This window comes from Mycetohabitans sp. B46, assembly GCF_037389205.1.
GTDB lineage: Bacteria > Pseudomonadota > Gammaproteobacteria > Burkholderiales > Burkholderiaceae > Mycetohabitans.
The window spans coordinates 50,176-69,088 of the sequence record NZ_JADBGL010000012.1; the positions used below are offsets into that span (position 1 = coordinate 50,176).

Below are 18,913 nucleotides of genomic sequence, written 5' to 3' on the forward strand. Positions count from 1 at the left end.
ATCGCTCATTCAGACTCCACAGCTATTTCAACAAGATGACGCTCAGCATCGAGCGACGGAACAGCCAGACGAATGACCTGGCGCACCGTCGCGCCAGCCGGCAACCGGGCGATCTCCTCATCCGGACGCACGCCCTTCATGGCCCATAACGCGCCGCCTGGCGTGACCAGATGCCGAGTGAGCGTCACAAAATCGGCCAACTCCGCGAACGCGCGCGATACGATTGCATCGAATCGTCCCCGCCCGTCAATCTCGGCGCGCAACGTCTGTACGCGGCCGGTCACGATAGAAAGGTTCGACAAGCGTAAGCATCCCTTGGCTTGCTGCTGGAATGCGGTTTTCTTGTGCACGATATCGTTGGTCACTACGTCGCAAGACGGCATAGCGAGCGCGATCACGATTCCTGGCAGACCACCGCCCGAACCGACATCAAGCAACGACGCTGGCGAACGGGATGCGATATGCGGCACAATCGCCAGCGAATCGAGCAGGTGCTGGATCACCATTTGGCGTGGCTCGCGAATCGCCGTCAGGTTGTAGACTCCATTCCATTTCGCCAGCAAGCCAACATAGTCCAGCAATCCGCCGATCTGTTCCTCCGACAGCGGAACGCCCAGCTCGGTGGCACCACCACGCAACAATAGTTCAAGTTCAGGCCGTTGCGCCGCAAAATTTTCTGGGGCGCTTCGAGTTGCCCCACTCCCGGTACGGATCATTGCGCGATAGATCGAGTGGAGGAAGCGTCCGTTGTGGCATCGACGGCTTCCGGTTCAGTGAGAGGGTTATTCGCCGCTACTGCGCTTTTTTTCAGTGTCGAGCGACCCAGACCTTTCTTCAGATGAACCATCAACAGCGAAATGGCCGCGGGTGTCACGCCGGAAATCCGTGACGCTTGGCCGATGGTCTCAGGACGATGATGATTCAGCTTTTGGCGGACCTCGAACGACAATCCGCGGACCTGCGCATAATCCAAGTCCGCCGGCAGCCGGGTATTCTCATGCGCTTCGTTCCGCTCGATTTCGCCTGCTTGTCGCGCGATATAGCCCTGATATTTGATCCCGATCTCGATCTGGTATTTGACTTGCTCACGTAACCCCGGATCGTCGACCAATACGTCGGGTGGTGCATAACGGCTAGCCTGCAGTGCCATCAAGCTGTCATAGCTCACTCCAGGACGGCGCAACAAATCCGCTAAGCTGTATTCATGGTCGATCGGCTTGCCCAGTAACGCAACCGCATCCTCCTCCGGCAACGTCTTGGGATTGACCCATATCGACTTCAAACGAGCTGTTTCACGTGAAACAGCGTCGCGTTTACGCGAGAACGCCCCCCAGCGCACGTCATCCACGACACCCAATTCCCGACCGATTTCCGTCAGCCGCATATCAGCATTGTCTTCGCGCAGGCTCAACCGGTATTCAGCCCGGCTGGTGAACATCCGGTAAGGCTCCGATACGCCTCGCGTCACAAGATCGTCGACGAGCACACCCAAGTACGCCTGGTCGCGACGGGGCACCCATGCATCGCGCTGCTGCACAAAGCGCCCCGCATTGATGCCCGCCAGTAGCCCCTGAGCAGCGGCTTCTTCATACCCCGTCGTTCCGTTGATTTGTCCGGCAAAAAACAATCCTGCGATCGCCTTCGTCTCCAGCGATGCCTTCAGCGCCCGTGGATCAAAATAATCATATTCGATTGCATAACCCGGCCGTAGGATATGGGCATGCTCGAGACCTTTCATCGAGCGAATCAGGTTCAGTTGCACGTCGAACGGCAAGCTGGTCGAGACACCATTCGGATAGAACTCGTTTGTCGTCAGCCCTTCCGGCTCTAAAAAGATCTGATGAGATTCCTTGGTGGCGAATCGATGAATCTTGTCCTCGATCGACGGGCAATAGCGGGGGCCTACGCCTTCAATCACGCCGGTGTACAGCGGTGAGCGATCCAGGCCACTACGAATGATTTCGTGCGTCCGCGCGTTCGTATGTGTAACCCAACAAGGCACTTGCCGGGGGTGCTGGTCCACACGACCCAGGAACGAGAATACCGGAATGGGATCCAGATCACCCGGTTGCGCTTCCAGCTTTGAGAAATCGATGGATCGGCCATCGATCCGAGGCGGTGTGCCGGTCTTCAATCGTCCCTGTGGCAGCTTCAGTTCTCTCAGACGCGCTGATAACGACACCGCGGCCGGATCACCGGCGCGACCGCCCGTATAGTTGTTCAAGCCGACATGAATTTTGCCGTCCAGGAACGTGCCTGCAGTCAAGACAACCGCACGGGACCGGAAGCGAATACCGACCTGCGTGACAGCACCTGCTACACGGTCGCCTTCAATGATCAGGTCGTCAACGGATTGCTGGAACAACCACAGGTTCGATTGGTTTTCCAGACGACGTCGAATCGCTGCCTTATACAAAATACGGTCAGCTTGCGCGCGCGTTGCTCGAACGGCAGGGCCTTTGGACGAATTGAGAATACGAAATTGGATTCCAGCTTCATCGGTGGCAGCCGCCATTGCCCCACCCAAAGCATCGACCTCCTTGACTAGATGTCCTTTACCAATGCCCCCAATCGACGGGTTGCAACTCATCTGGCCAAGCGTCTCGATGTTATGTGTCAGCAGCAACGTCTTCGCGCCCATTCGGGCGGAAGCAAGCGCGGCTTCGGTGCCGGCATGTCCGCCGCCAACCACGATGACATCAAATTCGGTGGGGTAAAGCATGATGATGACGCGCCGAGCAACCGTGCACGCCCCTGTAAAAGAGATAAGAGAATCCGCGAATTATAGCGGCTCGGCTACACTGATGAATTGATCCGCACGATTTATGCACAAAAAAGCGTCGTGTTTCACGTGAAACAAGTGCGGGATCATCGCCGCGCCAGCCCTAGCCGCGAGGCCGGCCGCAAGGAGACGCGGCGCCGCAGCCTTCTTGGCAAGGCTTAGGTATGTCTTGATCACATGCAGATCTCTCAAACACGCGCGGATTCAATGCAAGTGACGCTGCCGGGCCTTCCAGCATCAAGTTACCAGTTTTTATTATGTAACCGTAGTCGAATGTCTACAATGCGGCGCGCGCGTTGCTCAAGCAACCACGTCGCCACGCTAGTCCTGCGCAGGTCTCCGATGATATGCCAGTCTTCTTCGCGATCAGCAGCGCCAATCCCTGGCTCGGCTCGTCGAGCACCGGTAGATCGGGCTTGCCCATCACCGTACGGCTCACTGCCAACATTCGTCGCTCTGCGCCGGACAACGCGCCCGTGGCTTGCTTGCGCCGCTCCTTGAGCCGCGGGAACGAGCTGAAACCGGCTCCCTCTGATCCGAGTAGTGGCATTCTCCAGCACCGAACACATCTATCGATGCGCTGCCAGCGCCGTGATGACGACGCCGGTCAACACCACGAGTCCAATTGCGACAATGGCATACAGACCGATATAGTTGAGTAAATAATTCAATATTCGGACAACCGGGCCGCGTCGGGCAGCCGTTGATCGTAATCGACTATTTATTTAAATTATTATTATTTCAGAAAAACCACGCGTTGTTTCCTCAGCACTCAGCAGGCGAATCGGCATATCGAGCATACATTGCATCATCCGTCGATGACGCAGAAGAGACGGCGAATCGGCGCATACCTTTAAGCCGGACAGATATCCCGCTCTCCTCCATGTTGTGATTCTCCCTACGCTCGCTGCACCCGTACCGATCGTGTGTCCGGCACACACCACTGTCACACCGCGTGACGCGGCCACTTAAATCAGGCTGAAATACAATCGGTGACAACGCAATTGTCTGATAAACATCAATCGACAGCACAAATAAAAAGCGCTGTTGGACACTTATCCAACAGCGCTTTCTTTTTCGGGCGCTTTGCGCCACTTGTCTCCTCGTTCTCCACCTGTCAATCCGGTGCGTCGAACGGTTTGAAGATTAAACAATCACCTCCCCAGCAACAACTAGCATTTACCCTAGTGGTGCATGACGCTCAAAATGGGTGCCTTCCCGTTACATTGCCGTGATGCGCCACACACCCCTGTTTCAACCGCAACGTCTGAGGCAGCCACGCAGAGGACAGTTTCACCCACCACGCCGTGCCTGAATGAAAGCACACAGACAATAAAGACGATGCACGTGATGAAGGTGACTGAGTCACTCAGCAAGCGAAACCAATCGGTGCTCGTTGCACAGCAAGCGGTTTTCCCGGCACTGCTTGCAGCGCAGCAGCTCGCGCGTTATGGGCGGTCCTAGCCGGGCGCCCCCGCTTTGAGCCGCCGCGCCAGCTCCACCGCCACCCAGTTCAGTCGCGCCGGCTTCTCAAAGGGCTTCACATCGTATTGCTGGATCACCCGCGCCACATCGTCCTCGTTCGCCTCGCCCGTCACGAGCTTGCCGGTCAGCAGCAAAATGGGCGCGTCGCCGTGACGCGACTGCCGGATCGATTGAATGGTCTGCTCTGCCGTGCCGCTTTCCAGTAGCCAGTCAACAATGAAGCCGTCGAACACGTTCTCGCGAAGCGCCGCGCGAAACGTCGCCTCCGTGTTGTACGGCCGCGCAACATAGCCATGAGAGTGGAAATATGAGCACATCTCGGCAGTCAATAGCGCATCGTCATCGAGTATCGCAATGACCGGACTCGACTCGGGCGCGCCTCGAGGGCGTATCAAGATCTGCTCGACCACGAAATAGTCGCCCCCAGGCGCCGACTCGAGTGGAAACACCTTCCATCGATTGCCCTCCTTGAGCGCCACGAACTCCAGCCCCGACACGTCATGCGCCCGCTCTCCAATCTCGGCTAGGCAACGATAGACAGCCTCGCCAACATAAAACACCGCTTCTTGCATCTTCGCGGCTATGGCGCCAACCGGCTCGCTCGAGTCGATGCCCTCGAGCAGCATCGCCGCCGATTCGCCATACGCTTGCGCCACCGCCTTGACCTGCGCAATGGTCCACGGATTGGCCCCCTTCATTTTCCGGTGGGCCTGCGAATAGCTCAGCCCGAGAATGCGCTGAATCTCCACCGCGTGCTGGCGTTTGCCCACACCATGCCGGTTCAGCAAATCATGGATTCGCATGGCAATCGCCAGCGACTCTTCTGAAACCTTGTCTTCGCTTGAAAACATGTAATGTCTGGTTCGTCTGCTCGCCCCCAACCGGATGCCCGGATCCGCCGAGAGCCGGTTCACCAGCACGCAGCTTGGCGTGCCCGTCCCCACAATAATGTAGTCGTACTCGCTGACGTCGCCACGAGCCGGCGATTGCTGCTGCGCTGCGGCTGGTCGAACAACAACGGCACAATGACACGATGATACGCTAAGCTGCATGAGCAGCCGAACGGCAGGCGCCGTTCGGCCATTTACCCCACCCATCGTCGTGGAGAAATCAATGGCACGCAACATCGAGATCAAGGCCCGGGTTCCGAACATCGACGCGCTGCGCGCGCGTGCGGCGGCGCTCGCCAGCGGCGATGCCCCGCTGGTGTACCGCCAGCAGGATCACTTCTACGATGTGCCGCGCGGCAGGCTGAAATTACGGCAGTTTGAGGATGGCACGCCAGCCGAGTTAATCTTCTACCAGCGCGATGACCGCGATGGCCCCAAAGTGTCGTTCTACCAGCGCTGTCCGGTCGCGAATCCGCACGCCACGCATGCGCTACTGGCTGCGGCACTGGGCACGCGCGGCATCGTCACGAAGGAGCGCACCGTCTACCTGGCCGGCCGCACCCGGATCCACCTGGATCGCGTCGACGGCCTGGGGGATTTTATCGAGCTTGAAGTCGTGCTCGCGCAGGATGACGAGGAAGCGGTCGGTGAGGCGGAAGCACTCGATATCTTCGGCAAGCTGGGCGTCTCCGACACAGACCTCGTGCCGCATGCCTATGTTGATCTACTGCAGGAACAAGTGACGACATGATCCAAAAACTCAGCACCGACGAGCGCGCAAAGCTCGGCTCGACATTGCCCGCGTGGCAGCCGGTCAGCGGCCGCGACGCGATTCGGCGCCAGTTGCAGTTCGCTGACTTCAACGCGGCGTTCGGCTTCATGACCCGTGTGGCGATCAAGGCGCAGGAAATGAACCATCACCCGGAATGGTCCAATGTCTACAATCGGGTCGAAATTACGCTGGCCACGCATGAAGCAGGCGGCATCACCCTGCGCGACGTCGAACTGGCCAGCTTCATCGATTCGATCACCGGCGCGTCATGCTGTTGAAAGCTCGCGCGGGCCCTGCCTTTCATCCATGTCAGCGCTCGTTCAGCCGTATGTAAGCCTGCCACGCCTGACGTGCCACGGGCTCTAGCGCGTCCTCCGGAATGGCGTGCTGACGCGTTACAATCAAAAGCGCATAAGGTTTCGATAGCGCGCTCGCCTCGTTGCCCAAGCGCAATTCATCGCCGGTGGACGGCGAGCGAGCACGCCAGTAGTTGATTGCAGCTTCTAGTTCGTGAATCGAGATATTGGACATCACGGGCCCTTGTGCAAAACGTGGGGCGTTGTCGCCCCAGCAGGCGGTCCAACCCATTGTACTTGAGCGACTTCCATGCGACTTCTCCTGATCGAAGATGACCGCCCCATCGCACGGGGTATCCAGAGCAGCCTAGAGCAGGCGGGCTTCACGGTGGACATGGTCCACGACGGCATTTTTGCGGAACAGGCCTTGACGCAGAACCGGCATGAACTCGTGATCCTCGACCTCGGTTTGCCGGGCATCGACGGCATGACGTTGCTGGCGCGATTCAGGCAGACGAATCGCCATACGCCGGTCATTGTGCTGACCGCCCGCGACGAATTGAACGACCGCGTGCAGGGCTTGAACAGCGGCGCCGACGACTACATGATCAAACCGTTCGAGCCGGCCGAACTCGAAGCCCGGATCCGTGCGATCATGCGCCGCAGCGGATCGCATGGCGACATGCCGCGCCCGGAGGTAAGCCTCGGTGGACTGCGGCTATCCGGCGTCGATCGGCGCATCTTCAACGACGACAAACCGCTCGAGTTGTCGCCGCGCGAGTTCGCGGTACTCGAGATGCTGCTGTTGCGCCACGGGCGCGTGGTCAGCAAGGCGCAGTTGCAGGATCATCTGACGCACTTCGGCGGTGACCTCGGCGACACAGCGATCGAGGTCTATGTGCATCGCGTACGCAAGAAGCTCGAGCATTGCCGCGTTGAAATTGTGACCGTGCGCGGCTTCGGCTACCTGCTTCAGGAAATCCGCCAAAACTCGTGACCACCGCCAAGAGTCTGCGTCGCTCGCTGCTGCGCAAGCTGGCGGCGCCATTGTCAATGCTGGCGTTGATGAGCGGACTCATCGCGTACTGGCTCGCGTGGGAATACACCGAGCGGGTCGTTGACCGCTCGATGGTCGACCTGGCCAGCGCAATTGGACGGCAGGTCGAGCTATCCGGACCGGACGCGCCGCGGACCGTGCCACCGCTCACCCATGCGATGTTTTCTGATCCAGCGCAGCAGTTGATCTACCGTGTGAGCTGCGGCAACCAGCTGATCGCCGGCGACCCGGCATTGCCGCTGCATGGCACGCGGGTGCGGCACCTGCGCTACGCGTACGTGTTCGATGCCCGCTATGGCGACAGCCTGGTACGGGTGGCTCAGGTACGGGTCGAACAGGTGAACGGCGATGCAATCATCATCGAGGTAGGTCAACACGTCACCCACGGCTACCAGATCGCCGCTGAATTCCTTGTCGCGATCATGATGCCACTAGTGATTTTGCTGTTCGCCGGCTGGGTAATTGTATGGCGCGTAGTCAACCAGCAGTTGAATCCGCTCACCGACCTGGCTGACTCGCTGAACCGCCAGACGCACCGATCGCTGGAGCCCGTGGACGAAACGCATGTGCCACTGGAAATCCGCCCGTTGACCAGTGCACTGAACGCGTTACTCGATCGGTTGAAGGCGGCACTGGACGCACAGCGCAAGTTCATTGCCGATGCCGCGCACCAATTGCGCACGCCGTTGACCGCAGTCAAGCTGCATGCTGAACAGGCCAGCGTGGCCAAGGACAACACGACGTTGCGGCTTGCGTTACACGAGCTGCGCACCTCGGCGGACCGCGCAGTGCGCCTATCTAACCAATTGTTGTCGTTGGCCCGTGCGGAACCGGAGGAGCAAAACGCGCGATTCGTCGAGATCGACCTGACCGAGCTTGCGTTCGACACTGGCGCGGAATGGGTGCCCCGTGCGCTGGCCGCGCAGCTGGATCTAGGTTTTCACTACGATCCGCCACCGGATGGCAAACCGCTGATCGTGCGGGGCAATCCGGTGCTGCTACGCGAAGTCATCGGCAACTTAATTGATAACGCGCTTAAATATGTCCCACCGGCGCGGCCCAGCGGCGGCGGCACGGTCACGGTCACGGTCGGCCGTGTCGATGCCCCGCTTCACGATGACGGATCGACCGACGATCGCGCGACTGCAGCCGTCGAACCCGCCCGCACCCCCGACACCCAGCCGCCTGTTGAACTGCGCCGCTGGGCGGAAGTGGTTATCGAGGATAACGGCCCCGGTGTGCCGAAAGCGCTGCATGCCGACCTGTTCAAGCGCTTTTTCCGCGGCGACGCGCAGACCGGCAGCGAAGGGCCGACGGGCGCGGGCCTTGGGCTAGCCATCGTACGGGACATCATCGCGCTGCACGGCGGCTCGGTGCACTATGAAGATGCGCCAGACGGCGGAGCGCGATTCATTGTACGCCTGCCGCTGCCCTCGTCGCGCAAGCCTGGACACGATGACGCGCTGTCGGAGCCGGCCCACTGAGCCCGGCGCGGCCTACGCATGCAACCTGGTCCGCCGTTGCGGGCGGGCTGCGTTCAGCGCTTTTTCTTCGCCAAAGCCGAATCGCCGCGCTGGCGGCTGCCGTTACGCGGCTTCGCGTCGCCGCTGGCGGCACGCGACTTCTTACCGCTGTCGGGCACCGGCGACGAGGAGGCGAGCATCGTGCCGCGGCACTGCTTTGCGCCGCACCGGCATTCATATTCCTTCTTCAGCTTCTTTGTCAGCCGCGCGTCGATAACCAGCCCATAGTCGTAGAACAACTCCTCATCCGGCTCGATCGCGCGGATCGCATGGATGAATACGCGCCCGTCGATCTCCTGCGCTTCGCAGTTCGGCGCACACGAATGGTTGATCCAGCGCGCACTGTTGCCGTCGACCTTGCCATCGATCACTGTGCCGTCATCCAGCGCGAAATAAAATGTATGGTTTGGCTGCTCGGGATCGTGCGGATGACGACGCAGCGCTTCCTTCCAAGAAATGCGCTCTCCTTTGTATTCGATCAGCTGCTCGCCCGGCGCAATCTTGCTGGTCGCGAACACGCCTTTGCCATGCACTCCAGAGCGGCGCACGGCGATCCTGCGTGAACTCATCGAATCGTTCCTTCCCGAAGAATCAACTGTGAAACTCCGCATCGTACACGCACACCATTGTGCTGTTCAACGCGGGTACGCGTCGAATGCATCGCGGATCGTACCGACGAGCCGTGCCGCGCATGTCCCATAGTCCAAGGTCCGCCGGCATGATGTGGCCGGCCGATTCCACCGCGCTCACCTCGTCGATGCCTAGCATGCCGGCCCTGGACAGCGCCAGTTGGCCCATGGATCGTGTGCCAGTCCGTGGCCCAGCCCGGCGACGCTGAATACTGGCACATCGACGAGATGACGATCCGGTTCGCAAGCGTCACGTCGCGCAGTCGGAACGGAGAAAAGAGGACGCTCATCGCAGCACGATTCCAGGTAGTGGCATACTGTGCACGAGCATAGTATAGGGGCACGCCGCTGCAGGCGCGCGCCGGCTGCAACGTGCCGCGCGCCCCGCCCTCGCCATGCCTGGTGCCAGGCGCTGCCGCCACGACATTGCGGCGCCCGCCCTCAGGCGGCTTGCGAGAAGATCTTCCAGGTTCTCTTCTGTGTGGGTACGTCAGCTTCTTCGAAGACCGAACAATCGAGCCGCAGGTCTGTGTCGCCCATTGACAGATCGAGCAATTCGCACCGGTGCGGTGTTTTCTTCGGGGTTTTGCTCGGCACAAAATGAGTACATGAGACACACATCCGGTGACGCGGAATATGGTCTTTCTCCTGCATCTGCCAAATCATTTTCAACAATGAGCGATAGAAGTGCGATTGCTCCTCCGTGCGCAGCACACCGAGCGCATGCCCGATGAAGTCGGGCCATTGCAATGCCTTCTTGGCAGCCGTCTTGCCGCGCGCACTCAGACGCACCGCGAGTGCCCGCCCATCGTCTAACGCGCGGCGCTTCTCGACCAAGCCCTTACTCTCCAGGGTACTGACCGCATCGCTGGTGGTGGCCGGTGTCAATGCCGTCTCACGCGCGATCTCGCCCAGACGCATCGGTCCCTTGCGCTGCATCAGCAACACCAGGATTTCTCCCTGGGTTGGCGTCAGGCCCGCGCCTTCTGCCCAGCCCCAAGCCTGACTGCGCATTGCCGTACTCAGCCGCAGCAGCCCATGGGTAATTCGACCGGTTACCCTATCGCCGTAGACCCCTTCGCTCATAGTCGTGTTTTGCAATCCATCCAAGATCAATATAAAGACGGGAACCCGCAGCGATGCACTGCGGCTCCCGCCGTCCGGTTCACTGCCGGCACAGCGCTGCCGTGCGCCAGGACGCCGACAATAAAAGTTCGTACCACGATGTTCTGATGGCCACGTTACCGGTCGGCGTGTCCATTCTATGCGAGCCTGGACGATAGGTCATGTCGCGATCGGATATAAATTGTGGATAATCCAGTGAAAAAACGGCGTTGATCACGATGCATCGATTCTGAACACGTGCCCGACGGTAGGAGCAAGCTAACCTCTGTTCATCGCGATCCACCGTGGCAACACCGTCATTCCTATTGTTATTGCTTTCATAACTCATTGATATAAAAGCGTTTTTTTGATTTTACACGCTGAGGGTACGCCTTTGTTAACGACTATTACCATTGTAAACAAAAATACTAATCCTCCTGGTGAGGAGGTCGAATCGAGTTGACTACAGTGTTAAGCGTGAACATTTCCAACGTTTACCGAGCTTTCCGGACGCCTACATATCATGGCGGACAACAATAAATTGCCGAGTTTCCGTGGGGCTATTCGTTATTCAGCAAGTCGATCCGGGCGCGACCACCACGCGCCATACAAGCCGGGATTGCGAAACAATTGCCGACACAGCGATAACGGCAACGCGGTAATGTGTCAGCCCCGCCAGCGCAGCGTCTGCTGCCGCACCACTTCGGGCAACGACTGCTCCTGCTCGAAGACGTTACGCAGCCAGGTTGCATCGTTCTCGCCGCCTCGCGCGATCCGCTCGATGTCAGTCAGCGCGTCGATCGAGCCCAGCGCGCGCGCATGCGGCTCTAGTGCGGCGAGCGTCGCCAAAATATCTTCACCGATCGTGCGCCGCTCACGGGTCTGTGGATTGACAAGCACACCGGAAAGTCCGAAACGGCATGCCTCAAAACGGTTGAACGTATAGACGAGATAGTCGTCCTCGGACAGCGTCAGCGGCCGATCGAGCAGCAAGTAACGCGCGAGCGCCTGGATATATGACGCAATCGCTGCCGCCCGATCGATCGACAGCGGCGTATCCATCACGCGCACCTCAATGGTACCGTAGCCGGGCTTCGGTCGGATGTCCCAATAGAAGTCCTTCATGCTGTTCACCACGCCGGTGCTGACCATTTTCGAGAAATACGTCTCGAAACCTTCCCAGGTCAGCTCATACGGCGCGCGGCCCGAGAGTGGAAAGGCAAATACTGAATTTAGTCGCGCCGAATGAAATCCCGTGTCCACGCCCTGCACGTACGGCGATGAAGCCGACAACGCGATGAAATGCGGAATGTACCGCGACATCGAATGCAATAGAAACAATGCACTGTCCGCGTCCGGACAGCCAACGTGCACATGCTGGCCGAACACGGTAAATTGCTTGGCCAGATAACCATACAGTTCCGATAGGTATTGGAACCGCGGCATGTCAAAGATCTGCCGCTCATTCCATTGCTGGAATGCATGCGTGCCGCCGCCGCATAGCCCGACATTGAGTTGGTCGGCTGCAGAAACCAGCATGTCACGGATCACGCGAAGCTCGTCCAGCGCTTGTGCATGGGAGCGACAAATGCCGGTCGACAGCTCGATCATGCTTTCGGTGATCTCGGGTGTGACCGCGCCTGGGGCCTTTTGGACCTTGATCAGCCGCATCAGGTCAGATGCGGCCTTGGTCAGGTCATAGTCGTGCGTATTGACGACCTGGATCTCCAACTCGACGCCGAACGTGAACGGTTCCGAATTGATGAAGGGTTCGAGTGCCATGATCAACGCCTCTGGATGCTTCGATTGTGCTTATTGTCCACCTGGCCGCAGCCGTGAGTCGCGGCTGCGCCGATTGTCATTGACGCCGTTCGCCCGCGCGCGCCAGCCCCCAATACACGAGCAGTGGCGCAGCCAGTTGCAGCGTGACAATCGAGCACATCAGCACGGCTCGGAACGCGGGGTCGAAGTCAGGGTACAACGCATAGGTGTCGTCCATCAGCAAGTATGCGAGCGCGGACATCGGTGCAAGCGACACGCCCAACGCAATGCCTTGACGCAGGTCGATACCGCTAGGCTTGGCAAATGCCAGTACCCCCACCAGCTTGGCGACAAAGCGCGCGACGATCAACACAAGCGCAGCCAATCCACCCATCGCGATCTGCGACCATTGGAAGCTGAGCAGCGTCAACACAAACAAGATCACGGTGAGCAGCCAGCCGGCGCTGCCGAAATGCTCAGGCCACAGTTGCGGGCGCTCATCCAGGTTCTTAAAGATGATCCCCGCCGCAAGCAAGGCCAGGACCGTCGACAGCTTGAACAGATGTGCGATGGCGATCGCCAGCAGCACGAGGCCAAAAACCGCAACAAACGAATGCTCGTCTTGTAAGCCAATGCGCCGGTACAGAAAATTACAACTGCGCGCGAGCCCATAGGCCAGCACCGACGAGCCGGCGATCAAGTAGATCGGCTGCACAATCGTGGCGAACGCGTTGCCGTAGTACTCCTGGTGCAGCCAGCCAGACACCAGCTTCACCAAGACGACAGCGTACATACTGTTCAGTGCCGCGAGGGTCAGCAACCGCTGCGTGACCTGCCCCTGCGCGCGCAGTTCGGTCTTGAGCTGGATTACCATCGCAGGCGAAGTCGCGATCGCGATAGCCGCTAGCACGGTGGCCTCGACGACCGGCATCTTTAAGAACAGCAATGCGCCGAGCACCGCCATGAACGTCAACGCGCCTTCGGCCAGGCTCGATACGATCAGCCATGGATTCTTGCGCAACCAGCGCAAGTCGACACGGCTGCCAAGCTCGAACAGCAACAGTCCGAGTGCCACGTCCATCAACAAGCGAGTCGAAAAACCCAATGTCGCATCAATCGCATGCGCGCCGGCGCCCGAAGCCACCAAGCCGATGATCGCATAGCCGGTAATGCGCGGTAAGCGAAACGCCCGCCAACAGGCTTCGCCGCACAACCCGGCAACCAGCAAGACGAGTCCGGCGTAGAAAACTGCGTCGGGAACTAACGGCCAGCTCGGAAAAAAAGAAAACGCCGACTTCATCGTGATGCCTTCTCCTGTCAAGTATCCAGCGTTTCTGCAAAGTATTTGCCTAGGGGACAGTCGTTGCGCACCACCGGCGCTTAAGGCTGGCTCATTATCACCGATCGTCGCTGGCTTGCGCGTGGCCGCCAGGCGGCACGCGCGGCGATATCACCCCGTGCGGACACCGCATCAAAACACTGCGGCGTGAAGAAAGTGCGCAGCTTGATAGGACCGGTCGAGCACATTCTGCCAAGGTGATGACTGTTTCGACTGACAGGCGCGCTCACCGTTGCATCGCAGCTCGTTATAGCGACGCGCCCCGCACGATGCCGGACAAGCCGGATTGGCTGCCCGGGCAAACACGAGCAGAGTAGAAAGTGCCTGATTTTGCCATAGCCCGGCTATCCCGATGCAACGTTGCGGATCCCAAATGAAATCGACATGCCTGAACTGGTAAAAACAACACGGCATTCAGCAGTGTGACATGAGCAATAGGTAATTTTGACCGATGTATGGCACGCACGACGCTATCCGAAGCGTTTGACGAAAGCGCGCCTATTCTCGGGCAGCTGCGCGATACGGTGACGCGAGTCTTGTTCACTTCGCTCCCCTCTAATCAAACCCTGCTTCTCCAGTTACTGGAGTACATCAATCATCGTCGTGCGGCCAATGCTCAACGCCATGCATAGCGAGACCTGGTACATGCCCAGGAAGACATGCGACAACGGATCAGCAAACCGTACTGCACGGGTGGAATAGCAAATTGCTGACGACAGTTCCCGAAGAACAGCGAATCGTGAGTTGTATGACGTCGGCGTACGGGCAACCCGGCTATTACCAAAGTATCACGTGGGCAGAGGTTGGCACCTTAACGGCTCCAATGCACGTCAAGTTATCTGCGCGGACATAAATGGATCGTAGTCGTTGAAATTGGCAGCGCTGACATAGAGCACATTTGACCGGTTCGGCAAGACCGGGCGTTGGTTTTAAGGTTTACCGTATATGTAAACGTAGTAGAAGTTAACAAAACAGTGCTCCGTCTGTGGATAACCTAAGTTAACACCTTGTAAACATCCACTTGTCATACTGAGAAGTCTCCGGAAAAAATGTGCGGCGCGCATTGCTTCTGCCGGACAACTTTTTTGACGCAAGGTCACGTCCAGTAGTTACCCAGAATGGGTCCACATGCCGTGCGTGGGTAACCCACGTGGTTATCCACAGTACGAGGTGGATAACCATCGAACGGGCGTCAGATTACCGTGCCGGATCGCTACGCGGCGCTATCGCTGAGCCGTGGCGCGCAGCGTGCGCAGCAGGTAGCGCGCCGGATCCAATGCGTCAGCCAGGTCCCGCTCCAGTGGCCAAGGCTCGCCGTTGATCTGGCTGGCAAGCAATTCGCCGCTTATCGCCGCCCACACGAGGCCCCGTGAACCATAGGCGAATGCGCCGTACAGGCCTGGGCGCCGTTGCAGGTCCGGCAGCCGTGCGCCGCACTGGGAGGCGCCGGCCGCCATCGGATTCGCTTCGTCCGCCAGCAGACCGACCATGGGTAGCCGGTCACTGACCACGCAACGTAGGCCTACCCGCCCTTGTACCCTGGCCCAGTCGACTGACGGCGCGATTCCCGGTATGAGCGCGCGCAGGCGGCTGAGATTCTCGTCATGTGACGTGCGCCGTTCGTCCAAGCCAGCGTCATCCATGTCGTAGCTTGCACCCGTCATCAGGCGGCCGTTATCCAGTGCCAGTGCGTAGCCATCGCCGATTATGGGCACGCGAAGCGAAGCCGGCGCGGCATGGGGCAGTATCGTCAATTGCCCGCGGGCCGAGCGTACCGGCGTGTGGGCCAAATGGCCCAGACGGATTGCGTCGTGCGCGTTGGCGATGACTACGACGGGCGCCGTGGCGATCCGCCCGCCCGCTGCATCGAGCGCGTGCCACTCTCCCGCGTCATAAACGAGTTGTTCAACGCGCACGCCGAACAGTGTGCGCCACGCCGAGCTTTGACCGTTTGCGGCAAGCGTGGTACGAGCCGCGGCCAATTGGGCGCGGCACAGCGATGGTGGTGCGATCCACCCGCCACGTGGGAACCAGACGCCACCGCGCTCGAGCCTGACGCCAGCGTGGGCGCTGGCCGCATCGCGGTCCACCGCGACGGCAAATTCGGCTGGCAGTCCGGCTGCGGCGATGGCGTTGCGCAACGCTGCGGCGTCGACGTCGTCTTGCGCGAGCTGCAGCAGCCCACCGGCGTGCCAGTGCAGCGCATGGCCGGCGTCGGCCAATGCCTGCCAGGCCCGCAGCGCATACAGGAAGCCCGCACTCGAGAGCCGCATGGCGGGTGTCACTGCGCGTGCGATCATCGGATGGAACACGCCCGCCGGGTTACCTGAAGCTGCGCTCGCCGGTGCATCGCGCTGTTCCAGCAGCGTGATCGCCCAGCCGCGCGCAGCCAGCCGCTCGGCTACCGCGCAGCCGGCCAGCCCCGCGCCGACCACGATCGCATGGCGGTGCGTCCAGGTAGCGCGCGGCGGCGGTTCATGGCGCCGGACCCGGTAGGCCGGTGCAAACTCGCCGACTAGCATGTCGCGCTTGGTGCCATAGCCCTGCGCCTTACGGTGCACGAAACCGGCGCCGGTGAGCGCAGCCTTGACCTTGCCGGCCGAGGTATAAGTGGCGAACGTGGCGCCGACTTCGGCCATCCTGGCCAGCGCCTTGAAGATCGCGGGCGACCATAGTGCGTCGTTTTTGGCCGGCGAGAAGCCGTCGAGATAGAATGCATCGGCGCGCACGGCAAGCTTGGGCAGCATTTGCGCTGCATCGCCCAGTGCCAGTGTCAATGTGACGCGTCCGTCATCGAACGCCAGCCGATGCATGCCGGGCGTGAGCATGGGCCAGGCGCGGACCAGCTTGCGCGCAAGATCTGTGAGTTCAGCATGCGAATCGAGCAGACGCGTGAGCAGCGTGTCAAGATCGTCGCGGCTGAACGGATATTTTTCGACGGAAACGAAATGCAGCCGATCGCATCGCGAGGCGTCGCCGCGCCACTGCGCCCATGTGACGAGGAAGTTTAAGCCGAGCCCGAAGCCGGTCTCCACGATCGAAAACACCGCCTTGTGTTGCCAATTGGCCGGCAGCCGGTTTCCCGCGACGAACACGTGCAGTGCCTGGCCGATGCCCCCCATCGCGCTATGGTAGACGTCGTCAAACAGCGGTGAATAAGGGGTGCCGTCCTCGCGCAACACAAGCTGCGCGGCAATGAGTGGGTCAGTCATCGGGCTCGAACGTTGGCAAAAACCAACGCTGGCCGGGTTTTTATTGGGATGAGAGCGAACATCACGTTCCTTTTCGGCACAAACTGCGCACAGCGTGTGAAAGAGCAGGTAAATTCTGCGCAACCCTTGTCAATAAAGGGTTTGCCGTGGTTATCATAGCAAGCGCCGTCCACGCACGTGGGGGTACGCCAGTTCGGGCCGGGAAGCGGCAACGCTGATGTGGCCTCGCCGTGAGTAGTGCGGGGAGCGCTTGCAGCAAAATCGCGGGGCTCGACGCCATGGCGCGCGCACGTATAATCGGCGCGGTTGTGGCGTTCATAATCAACCAACTTTAAAAGGATACGTATGAACAAACAGGAACTGATCGACGCGGTCGCCGCGCAGACCGGCGCCAGCAAGGCGCAAACCGGCGAGACGCTCGACACGCTGCTCGAAATCATTAAGAAGGCCGTGTCCAAGGGCGACAGCGTCCAGTTGATCGGCTTCGGCAGCTTCGGCTCGGGCAAGCGCGCGGCGCGCACCGGCCGTAACCCGAAGACCGGCGAGACGATCAAGATTCCCGCTGCAAAGACGGTCAAGTTCACGGCCGGCAAGGCGTTCAAGGACGTCGTCAACAAGCGTTAAACGCTGACGCAAGCGGCCGTGCCGCCCGCTGACCACGAGCGGGTGCACTTTCCCCGCGCCACGTCCGGCGAACACGCCAGACGTGGCGCGCGGCACCGTGGTTTACATTGATCAGCTGGCGAACGCCGGCAATCCGGATGTGTTCCCGGGTGGGTCATCGACAATGCTGACGTGATCGAACACTTCGCTCCATCGCGGAAACGGGTCGGCGAATCCCTGCCATGCCCACGGATTGGCGCCTTCTTGCCCTGCTTGCCATTGCGCATCGGTTAGCACGCACGCGTCAAGCCTGGCTTGCCACGCATCGTGATTCAGATGCGCGCCGATCAGTACCAGCTCTTGGCGACGGTCACCGATCGTCGGATCGCTCCAATCTCCATGCCAGTCCGTTTCCAACGCCGACAGGAACGCATCGTCTTGCGGCCACGTGTCGCGCGGCTGGGCAGCCCACCACGTCCCGGCCGGCCCGTGCCGGCATACCGTGCCGGCCTGAGACAGCGTGCCAGCAAGGTCGTTGCGGGTCGCGAGCCAGAAAAAACCCTTGCTGCGCAGCACACCGCACCAGGCAGTCTCGTCGTGCAGCAGGTCCCAAAGACGTTGCGGATGAAACGGCCGGCGCGACCGATACACTACATTGCTGATACCGAATGTGTCGGCTTCGCCGGGATGATCGTGATGCAGTGACGCAAGCCAGCCTGGCGCGCTCGCCGCCAGATCGAAATCGAAGCGGCCAGTGTTGAACACCTCGGCTAGCGGCACGTCGGCAAAGCGCGAGACCACTTGGCGCGCGCGCGGATTGATCCGCGCAAGGATGTGCCGTAGCCGGGACAACTCGTCGGCGCTGACCAGATCGGCCTTGTTCAGCACCAGCACGTCGCAAAATTCCACTTGCTCGATCAGCAGCTCGACCAGCGTGCGATCATCAGTGGCCTCGGCGGCCATGCCGCGGTCGGCCAGCGCGTCGGCCGATTCATAGTCACGCAGGAAATGGCACGCATCGACCACCGTGACGAGGGTGTCCAGCCTGGCAAGGTCGGCGAGCGCCACGCCGTCATCGTCGACGAACGTGAAGGTTTCAGCAATCGGCAACGGCTCTGCGATGCCAGTCGATTCAATCAGGATCGCATCAAAGCGGTTTTCTGCGGCAAGCCGCTTCACCTCACGCAGCAGATCGTCGCGCAACGTACAGCAGATGCAGCCATTCGAAAGCTCGACGAGCCGCTCATCGACGTGCGACAACACGCTCGCGCCGTGTACCAGCTGCGCATCGATATTGACCGACGCGACATCGTTGACGATGACGGCCACGCGCCAGCCGGCGCGGTTCGCGAGGATATGATTGAGCAGCGTGGTCTTGCCGGCGCCAAGAAAGCCGCAGAGCACGGTGACAGGGAGGGGAGCGGAAGCCATCGCCACATTCTACGCCTGCCGCTTGCGCC

Annotated in this window: 15 protein-coding genes and 2 pseudogenes; 5 read left to right on the forward strand and 12 right to left on the reverse strand. The window is 60.1% G+C overall.

Annotated features, from left to right (window positions below; translation table 11 throughout):
• Positions 1–5: 5 nt before the first annotated feature.
• The 4 genes and pseudogenes from rsmG to IHE30_RS12685 all read right to left on the reverse strand — a co-directional run bounded on the left by rsmG (position 6) and on the right by IHE30_RS12685 (position 5,118).
• A complete protein-coding gene (gene rsmG, locus IHE30_RS12670) occupies positions 6–716 on the reverse strand; it encodes a 16S rRNA (guanine(527)-N(7))-methyltransferase RsmG (RefSeq protein WP_337691066.1) in 711 nt (236 codons plus the stop codon).
• Positions 713–2,722: a tRNA uridine-5-carboxymethylaminomethyl(34) synthesis enzyme MnmG gene (mnmG, locus tag IHE30_RS12675; protein WP_337691068.1), complete on the reverse strand. Its 2,010-nt coding sequence runs from the start codon at positions 2,720–2,722 to the stop codon at positions 713–715. The genes rsmG and mnmG overlap by 4 nt, the downstream gene beginning before the upstream one ends.
• Before the next feature lie 247 nt (positions 2,723–2,969).
• Positions 2,970–3,319, reverse strand: a pseudogene (locus tag IHE30_RS12680) (ABC transporter ATP-binding protein); the annotation flags it as partial.
• 923 nt (positions 3,320–4,242) lie between these two features.
• The gene (locus tag IHE30_RS12685) at positions 4,243–5,118 is read right to left on the reverse strand and encodes a helix-turn-helix domain-containing protein (RefSeq protein ID WP_337691069.1); all 876 of its coding nucleotides are present in this window, start codon (positions 5,116–5,118) and stop codon (positions 4,243–4,245) included.
• 262 nt (positions 5,119–5,380) lie between these two features.
• On the opposite strand from IHE30_RS12685, the gene IHE30_RS12690 reads away from it, so the two are divergent.
• Together IHE30_RS12690 and IHE30_RS12695 are read left to right on the forward strand one after the other, a co-directional pair.
• Positions 5,381–5,908: a class IV adenylate cyclase gene (locus tag IHE30_RS12690; protein WP_337691072.1), complete on the forward strand. Its 528-nt coding sequence runs from the start codon at positions 5,381–5,383 to the stop codon at positions 5,906–5,908.
• Positions 5,905–6,207 (forward strand): 4a-hydroxytetrahydrobiopterin dehydratase, encoded by a 303-nt coding sequence (locus tag IHE30_RS12695; RefSeq protein ID WP_337691073.1) that lies wholly within the window; start codon positions 5,905–5,907, stop codon positions 6,205–6,207. Before IHE30_RS12690 ends, IHE30_RS12695 begins: the two co-directional genes overlap by 4 nt.
• 31 nt (positions 6,208–6,238) lie before the next feature.
• On the opposite strand, the gene IHE30_RS12700 is transcribed toward IHE30_RS12695, so the two are convergent.
• Positions 6,239–6,460: a DUF3717 domain-containing protein gene (locus IHE30_RS12700; protein WP_337691074.1), complete on the reverse strand. Its 222-nt coding sequence runs from the start codon at positions 6,458–6,460 to the stop codon at positions 6,239–6,241.
• Between the two features lie 75 nt (positions 6,461–6,535).
• On the opposite strand from IHE30_RS12700, the gene IHE30_RS12705 reads away from it, so the two are divergent.
• Together IHE30_RS12705 and IHE30_RS12710 are read left to right on the forward strand one after the other, a co-directional pair.
• Positions 6,536–7,222 carry a response regulator transcription factor gene (locus IHE30_RS12705; protein ID WP_337691075.1) on the forward strand — a complete coding sequence of 229 codons (687 nt, stop codon included), beginning with the start codon at positions 6,536–6,538 and terminating at the stop codon, positions 7,220–7,222.
• A gap of 56 nt (positions 7,223–7,278) precedes the next feature.
• A complete protein-coding gene (locus IHE30_RS12710) occupies positions 7,279–8,766 on the forward strand; it encodes a sensor histidine kinase (RefSeq protein ID WP_337691131.1) in 1,488 nt (495 codons plus the stop codon).
• 53 nt (positions 8,767–8,819) lie between these two features.
• Here the strand turns inward: IHE30_RS12710 and IHE30_RS12715 are convergent, their stop codons facing one another.
• The 6 genes and pseudogenes from IHE30_RS12715 to mnmC form a co-directional block, all read right to left on the reverse strand.
• Positions 8,820–9,374, reverse strand: coding sequence for an SET domain-containing protein (locus tag IHE30_RS12715; protein ID WP_337691077.1), 555 nt, complete (start codon positions 9,372–9,374; stop codon positions 8,820–8,822).
• A gap of 124 nt (positions 9,375–9,498) precedes the next feature.
• Positions 9,499–9,724 (reverse strand): annotated as a pseudogene (locus IHE30_RS12720) (oxidoreductase); the annotation flags it as partial.
• A 151-nt stretch (positions 9,725–9,875) separates the two neighbouring features.
• Positions 9,876–10,520, reverse strand: a complete 645-nt coding sequence (locus IHE30_RS12725) for a MarR family winged helix-turn-helix transcriptional regulator (protein ID WP_337691134.1) — start codon at positions 10,518–10,520, stop codon at positions 9,876–9,878.
• Positions 10,521–11,204: 684 nt separating this feature from the next.
• Positions 11,205–12,320 (reverse strand): YbdK family carboxylate-amine ligase, encoded by a 1,116-nt coding sequence (locus IHE30_RS12730; RefSeq protein WP_337691078.1) that lies wholly within the window; start codon positions 12,318–12,320, stop codon positions 11,205–11,207.
• A gap of 76 nt (positions 12,321–12,396) precedes the next feature.
• Positions 12,397–13,599: a cation:proton antiporter gene (locus IHE30_RS12735; RefSeq protein WP_337691080.1), complete on the reverse strand. Its 1,203-nt coding sequence runs from the start codon at positions 13,597–13,599 to the stop codon at positions 12,397–12,399.
• A gap of 1,262 nt (positions 13,600–14,861) precedes the next feature.
• Positions 14,862–16,850 (reverse strand): bifunctional tRNA (5-methylaminomethyl-2-thiouridine)(34)-methyltransferase MnmD/FAD-dependent 5-carboxymethylaminomethyl-2-thiouridine(34) oxidoreductase MnmC, encoded by a 1,989-nt coding sequence (mnmC, locus tag IHE30_RS12740; protein WP_337691083.1) that lies wholly within the window; start codon positions 16,848–16,850, stop codon positions 14,862–14,864.
• Between the two features lie 345 nt (positions 16,851–17,195).
• Between mnmC and IHE30_RS12745 the strand changes: the two genes are divergently transcribed.
• Positions 17,196–17,474, forward strand: coding sequence for an HU family DNA-binding protein (locus tag IHE30_RS12745; RefSeq protein ID WP_337691084.1), 279 nt, complete (start codon positions 17,196–17,198; stop codon positions 17,472–17,474).
• A gap of 111 nt (positions 17,475–17,585) precedes the next feature.
• On the opposite strand, the gene IHE30_RS12750 is transcribed toward IHE30_RS12745, so the two are convergent.
• Complete coding sequence (locus IHE30_RS12750) at positions 17,586–18,884, reverse strand: GTP-binding protein (protein ID WP_337691086.1); 1,299 nt, start codon at positions 18,882–18,884, stop codon at positions 17,586–17,588.
• Positions 18,885–18,913 lie beyond the last annotated feature (29 nt).